At 58.0% G+C, this 16,789-nt stretch carries 15 protein-coding genes; 12 read left to right on the top strand and 3 right to left on the bottom strand.

The genetic code is table 11. The features are described 5' to 3' along the window. Positions 1–4: 4 nt before the first annotated feature. The gene (locus tag HMPREF1631_RS06180) at positions 5–991 is read right to left on the bottom strand and encodes a hypothetical protein (protein ID WP_156956245.1); all 987 of its coding nucleotides are present in this window, start codon (positions 989–991) and stop codon (positions 5–7) included. Between the two features lie 60 nt (positions 992–1,051). On the opposite strand from HMPREF1631_RS06180, the gene rimP reads away from it, so the two are divergent. The 6 genes from rimP (at position 1,052) to hemH (ending at position 8,159) form a co-directional block, all read left to right on the top strand. Beyond that, on the top strand, positions 1,052–1,585 hold the full coding sequence (gene rimP, locus HMPREF1631_RS06175; protein ID WP_034233629.1) for a ribosome maturation factor RimP: 534 nt from the start codon (positions 1,052–1,054) through the stop codon (positions 1,583–1,585). A gap of 2 nt (positions 1,586–1,587) precedes the next feature. After that, positions 1,588–2,607: a transcription termination factor NusA gene (nusA, locus tag HMPREF1631_RS06170; RefSeq protein WP_052047191.1), complete on the top strand. Its 1,020-nt coding sequence runs from the start codon at positions 1,588–1,590 to the stop codon at positions 2,605–2,607. A 214-nt stretch (positions 2,608–2,821) separates the two neighbouring features. Beyond that, positions 2,822–5,569: a translation initiation factor IF-2 gene (gene infB / locus HMPREF1631_RS06165; RefSeq protein WP_034233627.1), complete on the top strand. Its 2,748-nt coding sequence runs from the start codon at positions 2,822–2,824 to the stop codon at positions 5,567–5,569. Positions 5,570–5,665: 96 nt separating this feature from the next. Beyond that, a complete protein-coding gene (gene rbfA, locus HMPREF1631_RS06160; protein WP_034233626.1) occupies positions 5,666–6,112 on the top strand; it encodes a 30S ribosome-binding factor RbfA in 447 nt (148 codons plus the stop codon). After that, positions 6,105–7,121 (top strand): tRNA pseudouridine(55) synthase TruB, encoded by a 1,017-nt coding sequence (truB, locus tag HMPREF1631_RS06155; protein WP_052047190.1) that lies wholly within the window; start codon positions 6,105–6,107, stop codon positions 7,119–7,121. The genes rbfA and truB overlap by 8 nt, the downstream gene beginning before the upstream one ends. Before the next feature lie 96 nt (positions 7,122–7,217). Next, complete coding sequence (gene hemH, locus HMPREF1631_RS06150) at positions 7,218–8,159, top strand: ferrochelatase (RefSeq protein WP_034233624.1); 942 nt, start codon at positions 7,218–7,220, stop codon at positions 8,157–8,159. Here hemH and HMPREF1631_RS06145 read toward each other — a convergent pair whose 3' ends face one another. After that, positions 8,160–8,723 (bottom strand): DUF421 domain-containing protein, encoded by a 564-nt coding sequence (locus HMPREF1631_RS06145; RefSeq protein WP_052047189.1) that lies wholly within the window; start codon positions 8,721–8,723, stop codon positions 8,160–8,162. A 70-nt stretch (positions 8,724–8,793) separates the two neighbouring features. Here HMPREF1631_RS06145 and HMPREF1631_RS06140 point away from each other — a divergent pair, with 70 nt between their 5' ends. The 5 genes from HMPREF1631_RS06140 (at position 8,794) to HMPREF1631_RS06120 (ending at position 14,330) form a co-directional block, all read left to right on the top strand. Then, positions 8,794–9,003: a hypothetical protein gene (locus HMPREF1631_RS06140; protein ID WP_034233622.1), complete on the top strand. Its 210-nt coding sequence runs from the start codon at positions 8,794–8,796 to the stop codon at positions 9,001–9,003. Further along, on the top strand, positions 8,987–9,979 hold the full coding sequence (locus HMPREF1631_RS06135; RefSeq protein WP_034233620.1) for a bifunctional riboflavin kinase/FAD synthetase: 993 nt from the start codon (positions 8,987–8,989) through the stop codon (positions 9,977–9,979). Before HMPREF1631_RS06140 ends, HMPREF1631_RS06135 begins: the two co-directional genes overlap by 17 nt. A 159-nt stretch (positions 9,980–10,138) precedes the next feature. Then, positions 10,139–10,408 (top strand): 30S ribosomal protein S15, encoded by a 270-nt coding sequence (gene rpsO, locus HMPREF1631_RS06130; protein WP_034233618.1) that lies wholly within the window; start codon positions 10,139–10,141, stop codon positions 10,406–10,408. Between the two features lie 183 nt (positions 10,409–10,591). Next, positions 10,592–12,919: a polyribonucleotide nucleotidyltransferase gene (locus HMPREF1631_RS06125; RefSeq protein ID WP_034233835.1), complete on the top strand. Its 2,328-nt coding sequence runs from the start codon at positions 10,592–10,594 to the stop codon at positions 12,917–12,919. A gap of 100 nt (positions 12,920–13,019) precedes the next feature. After that, a complete protein-coding gene (locus HMPREF1631_RS06120; RefSeq protein WP_034233616.1) occupies positions 13,020–14,330 on the top strand; it encodes a pitrilysin family protein in 1,311 nt (436 codons plus the stop codon). Positions 14,331–14,346: 16 nt separating this feature from the next. Here HMPREF1631_RS06120 and HMPREF1631_RS06875 read toward each other — a convergent pair whose 3' ends face one another. Next, a complete protein-coding gene (locus HMPREF1631_RS06875; RefSeq protein WP_156956244.1) occupies positions 14,347–14,976 on the bottom strand; it encodes a GNAT family N-acetyltransferase in 630 nt (209 codons plus the stop codon). Positions 14,977–15,083: 107 nt separating this feature from the next. Here HMPREF1631_RS06875 and HMPREF1631_RS06110 point away from each other — a divergent pair, with 107 nt between their 5' ends. Next, positions 15,084–16,769 (top strand): ribonuclease J, encoded by a 1,686-nt coding sequence (locus HMPREF1631_RS06110; RefSeq protein ID WP_034233614.1) that lies wholly within the window; start codon positions 15,084–15,086, stop codon positions 16,767–16,769. Positions 16,770–16,789: the final 20 nt, after the last annotated feature.

The raw sequence follows: 16,789 nt of genomic DNA, 5'->3' as shown, positions 1-16,789 counted from the left end.
GAGGCTATTTTAGTTTCGGCTTTTTCTGCGGGCGTGGCTCCCAACCGGGAGTTGCGCCCGCGGTTTTTTGCGCGGGTATAAGATATGTGGCGATGAATACCCCGAAACGCCGCCGGCCGCCGATATCGGCAAGACGCGAGGCAGCGCGGAGCAGTGTGCCGGCTGCTTCGGAAAAAGGGTCGGTATCGGCGCGAACCGGGGGGATCTGTGCGATTCTCCGGTCTTCCAGCCCTGTTTTCAGTGCGTCGTCTGCCATGATCTCCAATGCGGAAACGATCTTTGGCAGATTCCCCCTTTCTGCGGGGGGAAGGGCCGCCGCAATCTGCTCAATTTCCTGTTTTTCGGCATCCAGCTCGGTCACGGTGCGCGGATCGGTTATGCGTTTCCCCAGACCTTCCGGGGATACATCGGGCGCAGTGCGTTTAAGGGAGGCGGCCGAGGCGATCTGCGCTGCATAAAATTCCGATTTTGCGCTGATGGATACCGTGAGCTGCCGGTCTGCGGGTGTGCGGGCAAGTTTCAGCACTCCGGCGGAAAAATTGTCCAGTTCGCCAACCAGCGTCTGAAGATCCGGTGCCGGAGAAGATGTATCCCGGGCGGATTTTCCCCGGGCGGGGGATGTATCCCGTTTTTCCCCGGGTATGCGGGCGCGGCGTTCCGTGCGGGGATGTATTCCACCCAGATCGGAAATCCAAATTTTTGCGTCTGCCGCCAGGCCGGGACCCTGCGCGGGCCGGAGCGCCTCTGCCATGCGTTCGATTCTCCCGCTCTGTTTTGCCAGTTCTTCGCGCAGTTTCTGCGTCTGTTCAGCCTCTGCCGCGGACAGCCCCGCAGTTCCCCTGCGCACGTCCATCGCGCAGAGGAAAACGGAGAAGGAACCGATTCCCAAAAAGAGTACCGTGAGGAAAGATACCCATGATTTCAGGGCCGAGTTTCCCGTTTCGTATTTATTCATCCGACCTGCTTTGGATTTGTCCGTATCTGCCGACACTTTTGTAAGTATAATCCGAAAATTGGCGTCCCGGGGAAAGCGGCTAGTATTCTTACATATATGACACGGCAAAATAAGTTTGGAAGCAGAGAGCTGGCGGAATTGGTTTCGCCGGCTGTCCGCGCTGCGGGTCTGTTTTTGGAGCAGGCACGGATTGTGCGTTCGGGCAGATATCTGACCGCGCGTATTACGGTGGATCTGGAATCCGGTCCGGGAGGTCCGGATTCCCGGCAGCTGGAAGAGCTGACGCGCGCGATTTCCGCGATCCTGGACGATGCCGATCCTTTTGCGGATGCATACAGCCTTGAGGTGACTACGCCGGGCGCCGCAAGAGTGCTGACCGAGCCGCGTCATTATACGCGGGCCGTGGGCCGCTCTGTGCGCTTTTCCCTGCGCGGCGGGGAGTCGTTTACGGGCCGGATCCTGCAGGCAAATGACGGGGGCGTGCTTGTGCGTCCGGAAGAAAAAGTGAAGAAAAGTAATAAAACTATCTTCTTTGACCCGCGTGTTATAACATTCCAAGAGATAGAAAAAGCTCGCGTGGAAGTTGAATTGCGTAAGTCGGATAAAAGCGAAGCGGAAGCGGAGGGATAAAGATGGATATCTCAATGGGTGAGCTGCGTACTTTGGAAGCGGAGTTGGGGCTTGACTTAAATGTGCTGATCGAAACGATTGAAGCTGCTTTGCTGCATGCCTATAATCGCGTCCCGGGTTCGGTAAAAGGCGCCCGCGTGGACTTCGACAGGTCTACGGGGAAAGTTACCGTATGGGCGCCCGAGCTTGACGAAAATGACCGGGTGATCGGAGAATTTGACGATACACCCAACGATTTCGGACGCATTGCCACCGCCACCGCCCGTTCCATTATTGCCCAGCGTCTGCGGGATGCGGAAAGTGCCCGGATTTTGGGCAGTTTTCAGGGCAAGCAGGGGCAGATTGTCTCCGGTACCGTGGAGGGAAGGGCCGGACGCGACCCACAGTCCAGGGATCTGTTTGTTGAGCTGGGCGAAAACAGGGGAATTCTGCGCGCGGAAGAACAGGTGCCCAGTGAGCATTACCGCCACGGGGATCTGATCCGCGCTTTGATTTTGGATATTTCCGTCGGGCCCCGGGGAGCTTCCATCAGACTGTCGCGTTCGCATCCGGATTTTGTGCGCCGGCTCTTTGAAACCGAGGTTCCGGAAATTGCCGACGGTACCGTGGAGATTGTGTCTCTGGCCCGGGAAGCGGGGCACAGGTCAAAGGTTGCGGTGTGGTCCGCGGATGAAAACGTCGCTGCCAAGGGCGCTGTTATCGGCCATAACGCGCAGCGGGTCCGGGCAGTTACGCAGGAACTGAACGGGGAAAAAATCGACATTGTGGAGTATGACGACGATCCGGCGCTGTTTATTGCCGCCGCACTTTCCCCGGCGCAGGTCACCCGGGTGGACATTGTTAACCGCGAAGCGCGTCAGGCACTGGCTGTTGTGCCCAATGACCAGGCATCTTTGGCGATCGGCAAAGAGGCGCAGAATGTGCGTCTGGCTGCCAAGCTCACCGGATGGTCGATAGACATCAGAAAAGAAGCGGAAGATCCGGCGGCCGGAAACCGGGGCGGACAGAACGCGCAGGCATAGAGGATCTGCCATGCACCGTGAGCGTATTCACCTCACAAAAATGACGCACCGGTGCGGATAAACTGTCTTTTTCGGGTAGACTGGGAAAGTAAAAGTCAGAACGCAATCTAAATGAAAGCGGGTAGAAAGCCGATGGGCACCCGATGAGTACCCAGCGATGAGCTGCCAGTAGAAGGGTCCGGGCATCAGCGCGGACCGATGTAGAAGGAGAAATGTGGCAAAGGTCCGCGTCCATGAACTCGCCAAAGAGCTCGGCGTAACAAGCAAAGCTTTACTTGCGGTATTGAAAGAAAACGGCGAATTCGTAAAATCGGCGTCTTCGAGCATTGAAGCGCCTGTTGTGCGCCGTGCGCGCGAATACTACGAAAAGCATCCGGAACTGCTTCCGCAGGGAAAGCCGAAGACGAAAAAGAGCGAAACGAAGCCTGTTTCCGGTAAAACCGAAGCCGCGCAGACCCGCCCGGCGGAAAAGAAACCCGCCGGCGGCGGGAACAAAGCCGGAAAGCAGGACGGAAAACCGGCGACTCCCCGTCCCCCGGCGAAGGCAGCCGCAAAAGCGGATTCGCATACCCCCCATCCGCATCCGGCCGAACCCGCACCCCGTCCCCAGGGGAAACGGGCAGCCGTGCCGCGTCCGGGCAATTCTCCTTTTGCCAGCCGGCAGGGAATGGGAAAGCCCGGTCCGCGCCCGCAGGGAAAGATGCCGCGTCCGGGCAATTCTCCTTTTGCCAGCCGGCAGGGAATGTCGCGCCGCGGCGAACGCGCCGAGGAAAAGCAGAATCAGGGCGGCGGCGCACGCCGTGCGCAGCGCGGAGGCGCCAACGCGGGAGCGAACCGCCGCAACGAGGGCGCAAACCGTTTTGCATACCGTCCTTCGCCGAAGGCGATGCCGGATCAGATGCAGGCAATGCCCCAGGGCGGACGCTCCGGAAGAGGCCGCGGACGCGGCGCGCAGGCAGAACAGCAGTTCGCGAGCGCACCCGGCGGTTTCAGGGGTGGCTTTACCCGTTCGGGCGGAAAGGCACGCGGGGGATCTACCGCCGGTGCTTTCGGCAGACGGACCGGGGGAAAGAAACGCAGCAACCGCACACGCCATCAGGAAATTGAGGAGCAGCAGTCTCCGATGCTGCAGGGAGTGCAGGTGCCGCGCGGAGACGGTTCAACGCCGGTACGCGTGCGCCAGGGTGCTTCCCTTGCCGATTTTGCGGAGCGGATCAATGCCGACCCGGCTGCTTTGGTGACCGTTCTGTTCCGCATGGGTGAAATGGCAACGGCGAACCAGTCGTTGGATGAGGATACTTTCCGGCTTTTGGGCGCCGAACTCGGATACGATATTAAAATCATGAGTTCCGAAGACGAAGACCGCGAGATTCTGGAAGCCTTTGACATTGATATTGATGCCGAACGGGCGCAGGAAAAAGAGTCGGATCTTACTGCCCGCCCGCCTGTGGTTACGGTCATGGGACACGTGGACCACGGCAAGACGAAACTTCTTGACGCAATCCGCAATGCGGATGTGGTTGAGGGTGAAGCCGGCGGTATTACGCAGACCATCGGCGCATATCAGACGCATTTGCGTATTGAAGGCGAAGAACGTTCGATCACGTTTATCGATACTCCGGGCCATGAGGCTTTCACGCAGATGCGTGCCCGCGGAGCGAATATCACGGACGTGGCGGTTTTGGTTGTGGCCGCAAATGACGGTGTAATGCCGCAGACCGTGGAAGCGATCAACCATGTGCAGGCCGCGAAGGTTCCGATCGTGGTTGCGGTAAACAAGATCGATACCGAAGGGGCAAATCCGGACAAGGTCCGTTCCCAGCTGACCGAATACGGTCTGGTTGCCGAAGAATACGGCGGCGATGTGCCGTTTGTCGATATTTCGGCGAAGAAACGGATCAATATAGACAAATTGCTGGAAACGATTATTGCCACATCGGATATTTTGGTCAACCCCACCGCGAATGCGGACAAGCCTGCCAGGGGTGTGGCGATTGAAGCCAAGCTGGATCAGGGGCGCGGTTCGGTGATTACCGCTCTGATTCAGGACGGAACGCTGCACGTAGGCGATCCGATTGTGGTCGGAACCGCTTACGGACGTGTGCGGGCGATGATCGACGAACACGGCAGCCGGGTGGAGGAAGCCGGTCCTTCGCGTCCGGTGCAGGTATTGGGACTGACCTCCGTGCCCGGTGCGGGCGACCGGCTGATTGTGGCCGAAGACGACCGCACGGCACGTCAGATTGCCGAACGGCGCGAAACGGCGAAACGCGCGGCAACACTGGCCAGACGGCGGAAGCGGATTTCGCTCGAAGACCTCACCGCCGCAATCGAAGAAGGCAAGGTGGAGACGCTGAACCTGATTCTGAAGGGCGATTCCTCCGGTTCGGTGGAAGCGCTGGAGTCTTCGCTTCTCGATATTGAAGTGGGCGGCGACGAAGTGCAGCTGAACGTGATCCACCGCGGAGTGGGGGCAATCACGCAGTCCGATGTTGATCTGGCCACGGTGGACAACGCGGTTATTATCGGATACAACGTCCGTCCCGCAGAGCGCGTCGGCGAGATAGCCGACCGCGAAGGCGTGGAGATGAAGTTCTACTCCGTGATTTACGATGCGATCAACGATGTCGAAGACGCGCTGAAGGGCAAACTCAAGCCGATTTACGAAGAGGTTGCGCTGGGGACGGCGCAGATACGCCAGATTTTCAAATCCGGAAAGTTTGGCAATATCGCCGGTTCGATTGTGCGTAAGGGCGTCATCAGACGCGGCACGAAGGCACGCCTGGTACGTGAGGGAACAGTGGTCGTGCCCGACCTGGAGATTGTCTCGCTGCGTCGGGAAAAAGACGACGTAACCGAGGTAAAAGAGGGCTACGAGTGCGGTATTACCCTGGGTCACAAAGATATTCGCGAAGGCGATATAATTGAGACCTGGGAAATGCGCGAAAAGCCGCGTGAGTAAGATTTATCGGTTTATTGGCGGGACGCCGGCGGTGGGTTTGCTTACTGCCGGCGTCCCGCGCAAAATCGGCAGGCGAACCGGATTTAAGGGGGAAACATGGTTAATCCGCGGGCGGCGCGGGTAGCGGAGCGGATCCGCGCGATTGTGGCGCAGATGATAGACACGAAACTGAAGGATCCGCGTCTGGGAATGGTTACGGTTACGGATGTGCGGGTAACGGGTGATCTGCAGCATGCCGATATTTTCTATACCGTTTACGGTTCGCAGACGCAGCTGCGCAATTCGGCCCGGGCGCTGGAATCGGCGAAAGGAATGATTCGTTCGCAGGTAGGTGCTCAGCTGGGACTGCGCCTTACGCCGTCGCTGGATTTTATTGCCGACGCTTTGCCGCAAAGCGCGAAATCGATCGAAGATGCGCTGACGGCAGCAAGATTTAAGGATGAGCAGATTCGCAGACTCGCCGAAAATGCCTCTCCCGCCGGGGATGCAAACCCCTACCGGGAGCCGAAGGGCGTGCCCGACGGGTACGAAGCCGATGAATAGTACGCCTTCTTTGCCGCGCAGGCAGATGCCCTGGGGAGACGTTCCCCGGGCCGCATGCGCTGCTCCGGACGGTATTCTGCCCGTAAACAAAGACGCGGGAGTTACTTCCCATGACGTTGTCGGTGCGGTGCGCAGGCTGGCGGGAACGCGTAAAGTCGGCCATGCGGGAACTTTGGATCCCATGGCAACGGGTCTGCTTATTCTGGGGATCGGCAGAGGAACAAAACTTCTGACCTATCTCAGCGGCAAAAACAAAACATATGAGGCCCGTATCTGTCTGGGCGTGCGCACGGATACGGAAGACAGGGAGGGCGAAATTGTTTCCCTGCCCGATGCGCGGCTCGCCGCGCGGCTGAAAACGCTGGGTGGGGAAGAGATCGATGCCGCTCTGCGGAAATTTACGGGCAGACAGATGCAGGTGCCTTCCCGTGTTTCGGCAAAGAAAATCGGCGGCCGGCGCGCTTATGATCTGGCCCGGGCGGGTGAGGAGGTCAGGCTTTCCCCCCGGCCGGTCACGGTGGAATCGTTTCTGCGCACGGGTCCGGCCGTGTTTTCGCAGGAAACCGTGCCCGGATTTGCCACATTGGAATTTCCCGTGTCGGTGCGGTGCACCGCGGGAACATATATTCGCGCACTGGCCAGAGATCTGGGAGAATATCTCGGAGTCGGCGCACATCTGCGAATGCTGCACCGCAGCAGTGTGGGCGGGCGCCGAAGTTCCCGCGCCCTTGGGGTGAAACAGTATGCGCAGATGACTGCGGCGGGCCGGCCCCTGCCTGTTTTGCCGCTGTCTGCCGTGTGCAAAACGCTTTTCCCCGTTGTGTATGTCGGTGCGGAAGAAGCACGGGCGCTCAGATTCGGACAGTTCATAGCGATGCGCGAACCCGGTGAATGTCCGGCCGGGGAAACCGGTTTTCCCTTTGCCGCCTACACGGAAGACGGCACGGCGGTTGCCCTGCTTTCTGCGCGCGGCGATAAACTGAAACCCTGCCTTCTGCTGACGCCCTAACCGCCACACTTTGCGACATGGTGTATCGGGATATTTTTTGTTTTTTCCTATATGCTTTATATGTTCCGATAAATTTATGCGACACCGGGTGGTTGAATGCAAAACGGAAATAACGGATGTCTGATAGTCTGTCTGGGTACGCCGCGCTCGCCGGAGCCGAAAGAAATAAAATTTTTTCTGCGCCGTTTTCTTTCCGATCCGGCGGTTGTGGATTTTCCCCGCTGGCTGTGGAAACCGATTTTGCACACTTTTGTTCTTCCGCTGCGTCCTTCGCGGATTGCCCCGCGCTACAGAGCGGTGTGGTTTGCGCAGGGATCGCCGCTGGATGTCTATTCGCGCAGGCAGTGCGCGGCTCTGAGCCGGGAACTGCCCGATACGGAAGTCAGATATGCCACCACTTATATGAGCCCTTCCGTCGGAGAGCAGCTTTCGGCGATGCGTGCGCGCAAAATTACGGTTATACCGCTGTTTCCGCACTATGCCCCGTCCACGGTGGATGCAATAGAAAAGCAGGTTGCGCTGTTTGCGCGCACGCATCCGGATGTGCGGGTGCGCATTGCGCCGTCCTGGGCGCGGCAGGAGACGCTTGCCCAATGGTATGCCGAAAAAATAAAAAACGTACTGCGCGCCGGCCGCGTGGAAAAAATTGTTTTTTCATACCACGGCGTACCCCTGCGTGCGCCGCACCGTCCCGGGGAATACCTAAGGCAGTGCGTTGCCACAACGGATCTGATTATGGGCCGTGTGGGTGATTTTCCCCACGAGATTACGTTTCAGTCAAAATTCGGCCCGGGCAAATGGCTCTCTCCGGCCACTGTGGTGCGGATGGGGGAGCTGCCCGCAGAAGGCGTGAAACGGGTGCTTGTGCTCTCCGCGGGATTCTTTGCCGACTGCATCGAAACACTGGATGAGCTGGATGTGCTGAACAGGGAGACGTTTATCCGTGCGGGAGGGGAAGAAATGATCAGGCTGCGCCCGCCGAACGACGACCCCGTTGCGGGTAAAATCCTCGCCGAAATATACCGCCGGGCGCAGTAATTATCCGCGTATGAACCGCGCGGGAATCCGCTGCCCGTCTTTTACGCCTTCCAGCATTTCACGGTCGATCGGGTGCGCTGCGGATAGGACGGAGAGTTTTCCCGAAGATTCCATAATTACCGCTGCCACCTGCGATTTATCGGAAATTCCGTGTTCGCGCAGGGCAGACATCAGTTCCGTATGCGTGGTGTTGACGGATTTTAGGTTGCGTTCCAGTATTTGGGGGCCTGCCATCAGCAGAACGGGCCGGGAATTAAGCAGACGGTCGCCGCGGGCGGTGTTGGTGACCGCGCCCAGTGCTATGTGCAGAATAAGCAGAGTCGCAAACACGACGATTCCCGCAGCCAGCGTCGGCACGGGACCGATCATTGTTCTTCCGATCACCGCCCCGAAAAGCATGGTCATCAGTGTGTCGAAAGTCGTCAGGCCGGATTGCAGCCGTGCGCCGAAGATTTTCGTCGTCAGCAGAAAAACGAGATAGATAATGCAGGTTCCCAGTGCGGTCAGGGCCGCGCCTTCCGCGGTGATTCCCAGCCAGGCGGAAGCTCCGTGCGGATAATTCATTTTGGCTCCTTTTGCTTCTGTCTGTATTATGCCTTAGATCCTTTTCTTTTTTAGAATAGGAATATGACGAATGACAAAAATACCGAAAATAAGACAAAATCTTCCTGCGGCTGCGGTTGCGGCGGGCACGGCCGACGCTCCGGGCAGGAAAAACACTCCGGGTCGGGCAGCGGCGGCTGCGGTTGCGGCGGGCACGGCCGGCGGCACGCTTCCTCCGCCGGTCTATCCGAAGGGCGCAGACAGCTGGGTCTGCGCGGAAAATAATGCAGATTTGGCATAACGCGGCGCAGATTCCGCGGGATCTGCCGGAAAGCGCGGTCACGGTTGGGATATTTGACGGAGTCCACAGGGGACACCGGGCAATACTGGCAAAGACGGCGCAGGTTGCGGCGGAGCGGGATATGCCCGCTTTGGCGCTTACGTTCGATCCCCACCCTTTGCGCGTGCATCATCCGGAGCGAAAATTTCAGCTGATAACTTCACTCTCCGAGCGTCTTGCCCGTCTGGAAGAGGCGGGGATCGACGGGGTTTTTGTGCAAAAGTACGATTTGCGTTACGCCCAAACCACGCCCCTAGATTTTGTGCGCGGGCAGCTTTTGGGGCAGCTGCACGCCAAAACGGTTGTGGTCGGGCAGGATGTCCGTTTCGGAAAGAACAATGCCGGGGACGGGCAGATGCTGAAAGATTTTGGCGCCAGGTTCGGATTTTCCGTGGTTCTGCTCGACGACTTATGCGACCGGCAGGGCAGACGCTGGTCTTCGACGTGGGTCAGGGAGCTGCTGGCCGAGGGAAAAGTCGGGGAAGCGATGGAGGTGCTTGGCCGGCCGCACCGGATCCGCGGCATCGTGCGGCACGGTTTTAAGCGGGGCAGAAAACTCGGATTCCCCACCGCAAACCTCGCCGGCGACAATTTGGGGGAAGTGCCGGCAGACGGGGTATATGCCGGCCGGCTTATTCTTCCCGGGTGCGCGGCAAATGCCGCCGCCTATCTGCCGGCTGCCATCTCGGTGGGCACGAATCCGCAGTTCGGGGGGAAAAGCAGAACGGTGGAGGCGCACGTTTTGGGCCGCAGCGACCTGAACCTGTACGGGCAGGAAATTGCGCTCGATTTTATTTCCTACCTGCGTCCGATGCGTAAATTTTCTTCGGTTGCGGCACTGCTTTCGCAGATGGACGACGACCTGAAACACTGTGCACAGAAACTGGGCGTGCCGCCGGCCCGCCGCGTGCCTCCGCAGAGCGTAACCGCGTCCTAAATGCGTGCGAAAGCGGATGAGCGCGAAGTCACGGTAATTTTTTCGCTGTTTTGGGCGTATTGGTGATAGACTGGGCTAGCCGTTAGATCGGCCACGGGGTGTCATCGCTCGGGAGAACATGCCCCGGGCTCCGTGCAGCTAGTTATGAAGGAGAATCATATGGCTCTCAGCAAAGAGACCAAGGATGCAATTATTAAAGAATATGCAACTCATGAGGGCGACACGGGTTCGCCGGAAGTACAGGTTGCACTGCTTTCTGCGCGGATTAAGGAGCTCACCGAGCATTTCCGCACGCACCACCACGATCATCATTCCCGCCGCGGTCTGATGCTGCTTATCGGTAAGCGCAGGCGTCTGCTGGGTTATCTGGCGGAAGAAGACATTGAGCGTTACCGTTCTCTGATTTCCCGTCTCGGCCTGCGCCGCTGACGGAACTGACTATCGGCTCGAATAATCTGTTCGGGCCGATAATTCTAAAATCAACACACATAAAAAGAGTAAAAAGAGGAAGTCCCCCGCACTGGTTCGGTCTTCGGTTGTGGTAGGCGGAATTTTCCGGTTATGACAATCGACGACCGCATCGCCGGGAGGCAAATAATTAAAGGAGGTCCCATGGAGGGTCCTGATGTAAAATTCAGCGAGGCCGTTATCGACAACGGTTCGTTCGGAACCCGTAAAATCCGTTTCGAAACAGGTTTGCTTGCCCGGCAGGCGGCAGGAAGTGCCCTGGCATATCTGGACGGGGAAACCACCGTTCTTTCCGCAACCGCCGTTTCGTCCGAACCGCGGGAAGGTTTTGATTTCTTCCCCCTGACCGTGGACGTGGAAGAACGTTCCTACGCCGCGGGGCGGATTCCCGGATCGTTTTTCCGCCGCGAAGGCCGTGCCGGCACGGACGCAATCCTGGCTGCGCGCCTGATCGACCGTCCGCTGCGCCCGGCATTCGTCAAAGGTCTGCGCAATGAAGTACAGATCGTTGCCACTGTGCTTGCGGTGAATCCGGATGACGCTTATGACGTGCTGGCAATCAATGCCGCGTCCATGTCTACGCAGCTTTCCGGTCTGCCTTTCTCCGGGCCGATCGGCGGAGTCCGTATTTCGCTGATCGACGGCAGCTGGGTGGCATTCCCGCGTTACAGCGAGATGCCGCGTGCCACCTTTACCATGGTTGTGGCAGGAAGAATCGTCGGCGAGGACGTCGCAATTATGATGGTTGAGGCCGAAGGCGGAGAACACCTGACGGAAAACGTTGCCAAGGGCGGCGTAACACCGACCGAGGAAGTTGTGGCCGAAGGTCTGGAAGCGGCGAAGAAGTTTATCCGCGTGCTGTGCGAGGCGCAGCGCGCACTGGCCGATGAGGCGGCGAAACCCGTGCAGGAATATCCGCTTTACCCGGCATACGAAGACGATGAATACGAAGCTGTCGGAGAGATAATCGGCGACCGTTTCGGGGCTCTGTGGGGTATCACGGACAAGCATGAACGTGATGAGGCGCTGAACGAACTGACCGAAAAGATTGTTTCGGAAGTGGCAGATAAATTCCCGGAGCGCGAGCAGGCGCTGGCGATGGCGGTAAATGCGCATTGGAAGAAAGCGATGCGCGAACGCGTGCTCACCACCGGGGAACGGATGGACGGGCGCACGCCGGTGGAAATCCGCACAATTACGGCGGAATCCTCGGTTCTTCCGCGGGTGCACGGATCGGCCCTGTTCCAGCGCGGCGAGACTCAGATTTTGGGCGTGACAACACTGAATATGCTGAAGATGGAACAGCAGATCGACAATCTTTCCCCGATCACTTCCAAGCGTTATATTCATCATTACAATTTCCCGCCCTACTCCACGGGTGAAACCGGGCGTGTGGGTTCGCCCAAGCGGCGCGAAATCGGACACGGTATGCTGGCAGAGCGTGCGCTGGTGCCCGTGCTGCCCCCGCGCGAAGAATTCCCCTACGCAATCCGTCAGGTATCCGAAGCTCTGGGATCCAACGGCTCAACTTCGATGGGCTCGGTGTGCGCCTCCACGATTTCCCTTCTTAACGCGGGTGTGCCGCTGAAAGCTCCCGTGGCGGGTATCGCAATGGGTCTGGTTTCCGGGCAGATCGACGGTGAACAGCGTTACGTGGCGCTGACCGATATTCTCGGAGCGGAAGACGCACTGGGCGATATGGATTTCAAAGTTGCCGGTACGCGTGAATTCGTTACCGCCCTGCAGCTGGATACGAAGCTGGACGGTATTCCGGCGCAGGTTTTGGCCAAAGCGCTCGCCCAGGCACGCGAGGCGCGTTTTGCAATCCTGGATCTCATCGAGCAGGCAGTTCCGCAGGCCGAAGAAATGGCGGAGACCGCTCCGCGCGTTATTTCGGTGCAGATTCCCGTAGACAAGATCGGTGAGGTCATCGGACCCAAAGGAAAGATGATTAACCAGATTCAGGAAGACACGGGCGCCGAAATCACGATCGAAGAAGACGGCACCGTATTTATCGGCGCAACCAACGGCACTTCCGCCGAGGCTGCCCGGCAGACGATCAACGCGATCGCGAACCCGCAGATGCCGGAGGTCGGCGAGCGTTTCGTGGGAACGGTTGTAAAGACAACCACGTTCGGTGCCTTCATTTCTCTGAGCCCGGGCAAAGACGGGCTGCTGCATATCTCGCAGATTCGCCGTCTGGTTGGCGGAAAGCGCGTGGAAAACGTGGAGGATGTGCTCAACGTCGGCGACAAAGTGGAAGTGGAACTGGCCGAGATAGATCCGCGCGGAAAGCTTTCCCTGCACGCCGTGCTGACCGAAGAACAGCTTGCGGCGGAGAAAGAAGCGGAGGCCGGGCAAAAGGAAACCCGCCCGGAGCGCAGAGAACGCGGGCGGCGTCCCCGTGAACGCCGCCGGACGCGTTCTGCCGAGCCGAAGAAAGAAGAAACGGATTCACAGTCCGAAGAATAAATAACTGAATTTGGATCGATTCGCGAACGTGTTGGACTGAGGCAAAATATCTGTCTTGGTCCGGCACGTCGCCTTTATCTGTGGAAATATCGGAGAAGAAATGACTTTTACGCGTCTTGCGCTGCCGTTGGATTCTTTTGCGCCGATCGAATTTGAAGAAAACGGCGTGCTCGGCAGACGTTCCGTTCTGCCCGGGGGAATAAGGGTTCTCAGCGAAAAAATACCCGGTCAGCAGTCCGTTTCCGTTTCTTTTTGGATCGGCGCCGGCTCGCGTGACGAAGCAGCGGGAAGTGAAGGGTCTACACATTTTCTCGAGCATCTGCTGTTTAAGGGCACTAAAAAGCGTTCCTGCGCGCAGATCTCACAGCTTTCCGACTATCTCGGGGGAGCGGTTAATGCAGCCACCGCGCGCCTGTATACGTGCTATTACGGACGCGTATTTACCGCCGATCTGCCGCTTTTGCTGGATCTGCTCACGGATATGGTAACCGGGGCGACATTGGACCGTGCGCAGATGGACGTGGAACGCGGGGTTATTTTGGAAGAGCTGCGTGCGGCGCAGGACGATGCCGCAGAAGTAACGGAAACGGCCCTTCTTCCGCTGGTTCTGGGAGATCATCCTCTTTCCCGTCCGGTCGGGGGCACGCCGCAGACAGTGGAGGCACTGAAACACGAACATCTTTTGCGTCACTACCGCAGCAATTACAATTCCCGGGAACTGGTAATCACGGCGGCGGGAGATGTGGATCATGACCTGCTGTGCGGGCAGGTAACGGACCTGCTGGAAGCCGCCGGATGGAATCTTGGCCAAGGCGTTCTTCCCGCCGCGCCGCGCAGGGCGGCGGACGTGGAATACCGCTGCGGAACACATTCCGTGATTCCCCATCCCGGCCGGCAAAGCGCGGTGGTTGTGGGAATGCCCGGTCTGCGTCTGGCAGACCGGGACGAAACTGCGGCCGCGCTGTTTGAAATTATTCTGGGCGGAGGCACTTCTTCCCGTCTTTTTCGCGAAATTCGGGAAAAACGCGGTCTTGCCTATTCGGTGTATTCGTGGTCGCTGAACTGGAATGAAGGCGGCGTATTTGCCATGGAGGCCGGCTGCGGCGCGGAAAATACACGGCAGGTGGCAGATCTGATGCGAAACTGCCTGGAAGAACTTGCGCAAAACGGCGTATCTGAAGATGAATTGCGCTCGGCGGTCAACCAGCACCGGGCACAGCTCGTTTTCGCTGCGGAAACAAACGGTTACCGAAAGAACAGACTCGGATATGCCGAGCTTCTGCGCGGGGAAATTATGTCCGTAGGCGAATCGCTGAGGCTGGCGCGGGAAGTGACGGCGGATGATATTCAGCGTATTGCGCAAAATTTTGCCGCCCACACACCGACCGTGCTGTGGAGCTCGGCCGAATGATGTGCTCTTTTTCGGTTTAAGACAGGACGCTCCACCACAGATGCTGGGTGATTTGTCTGCCGTCAATCGCAAAACTGCGCCGCAGACCGCAGGGGGCGAATCCCGCCGCGGAAAAAGTTCTGATTTTTTCGGTGTCGGATTCAAATATCCACAGATAGATTTCGGTTTCGCCGCTGCCTGATTCTTCGGCGGCGGGACCGATCAGATCGGTAATTGCCGACAGCAGCCGGGCTTCGTGTCCCCGGCCGAAAGATGCGGAAGAAATTTCAAAATTCAGAATTTCAAAAGCGCGGCGCCCAACAGCATCGGAATCATCTTCGCACTTGGAGGCAGGCGGGGAATACGGCCTGTGTTTCCGTGCCGCCGGCGAGTCTGCCGGTTCGCAGGGAACTACGGTGGCAAAACCGACCGCTTTTTCGTTTTCCGTGGCAATCAGGGCCAGCTCGCGCTGATCGGCGGGACGCCGGAGGGCTGCCGTCCATGTCCGCGTAAAATCTTCGGTGCTCAGCCGGGACAGCGTGCGTGCCGAAAGCGGGGCATTCAGTGCCCGAACCAGCGTTTCGCGCATCGCCCGCTGCTGAATTTCCGCAATATCCCCGGCATCTCCCGCATTCGCCACGCGAACCGTATTTTTTGCTTTCCTCACGTTTCTATTATTGTTTATCGCGGCAAAGTATACTAACCGGAGCACAAAGATGTGGCAATCACCGAAAAACCGTGTTCGGGCTTTTCTTCCCCCGTTAGTGTGAGACAATGGAAAATGTGAATAAAACTAACTTACCTCCTGCCCCCGCACCCGATACGATCCGGGTGATTCCGCTCGGCGGAATCGGCGATATCGGCAGGAACATGACCGTTTTTGAATACAACGGAAGAATTTTAATTGTTGACTGCGGAGTTCTTTTCCCTTCCGAACACCAGCCGGGTGTGGATCTGATTCTGCCGGATTTTGAATATCTGCGCGACCGTCTCGATGATATAGACGCGATTGTGCTGACCCACGGGCACGAAGACCATATCGGTGCCGTTCCCTATCTGCTTCGCCTGCGCCCCGACATTCCGCTCGTCGGCAGCGAATTTACGATCGCCCTGACGGAGGCGAAACTGGCCGAGCATCGCATTAAGCCTTATTCTCTGGTGGTTGCCGAGGGGGATGTGGAGCAGCTGGGTGAATTTGAATGTGAATTTATCGCCGTCAATCATTCGATTCCCGATGCCCTTGCCGTGTTTATGCGCTCCAAGGCGGGCAACATTCTGATCACCGGGGATTTTAAGATGGATCAGCTGCCTTTGGACGGCAGAATTACGGATCTGCGCGCTTTTGCCCGTGCCGGGGAAATCGGGGTGGATCTGTTTATGGTTGATTCGACGAATGCGGAAGTCCCCGGTTTTGTGCATTCCGAAGAGGAAATCGGGCCGGTGCTGGAAAACATTTTCGGGCGGGCGCAGGGGCAGATTGTGGTGGCGTCTTTTGCGTCCCACGTGCATCGTGTGCAGCAGGTGCTCGAAACGGCGCGGAAATTTGGGCGAAAGGTGTGTTTCGTGGGGCGGTCCATGGTACGCAACATGGGGATTGCCGCCGATTTGGGACTGCTGGATATTCCGGAAAATACGCTTGTCGATCTGAAAGACATTGATTCGGTTGCGGAAAACAGACGGGTATTTATGTCTACCGGCTCGCAGGGTGAGCCGATGGCGGTGCTGGCCCGCATTGCCTCCGGTACGCACAGAAGGATTTCGGTTGGTCCGCGCGACACCGTAATTTTTGCCTCCTCGCTTATTCCGGGGAATGAAAATTCCGTATTCCGCCTGATTAACGGGCTGACGAAACTGGGTGCCAAAGTTGTGCATCAGGGAAACGAAAGAGTGCACGTTTCCGGGCATTCCGCGCAGGGAGAGCTGCTTTACGCATACAACATCGTTGAGCCGCTGAATGTGATGCCGATTCACGGTGAGCCAAGGCATTTGGTGGCCAATGGGTCGTTGGCCGTGAAAACAGGTGTGCCTGCGGAAAATGTGATGCTGTGCGAAGACGGCACAGTGGTGGATCTGCATGACGGCGTGGCCCGGATCGTGGGGGAAATTCCCTGCGGCTACGTATTTGTAGACGGTTCGTCGGTGGGTGAAATCGGAGAAACCGAGCTCACGGACAGGCGGACACTGGGACAGGAAGGCTTTATTGCCGTTTTCGCCGTGGTCGACGCGCAGCGGCGTACCATTCTTGCCGGTCCGCATATTCAGGCGCGGGCTATGGCGGAAGACGACTCCGTATTTGACGAGATTCTTCCCGAAGTGAAGAAAGCGCTGAAAGGTGCGTTGGAAAACGAAAATGCGGATGCATATCAGATGCAGCAGGCAATGCGCCGCGTACTCGGGCGTTGGGCTGCGCGTACCCTGCGCCGCGCGCCGATGATTATTCCGACGGTGATCGAAAGCTGACGGCCGGATTCGGGCCGGAT

The organism is Arcanobacterium sp. S3PF19 (genome assembly GCF_000758825.1).
Taxonomy (GTDB): domain Bacteria; phylum Actinomycetota; class Actinomycetes; order Actinomycetales; family Actinomycetaceae; genus Arcanobacterium_A.
The sequence above is the reverse complement of the archived record's forward strand: the minus strand, read 5'-3'. Positions and strand labels throughout refer to the sequence as shown.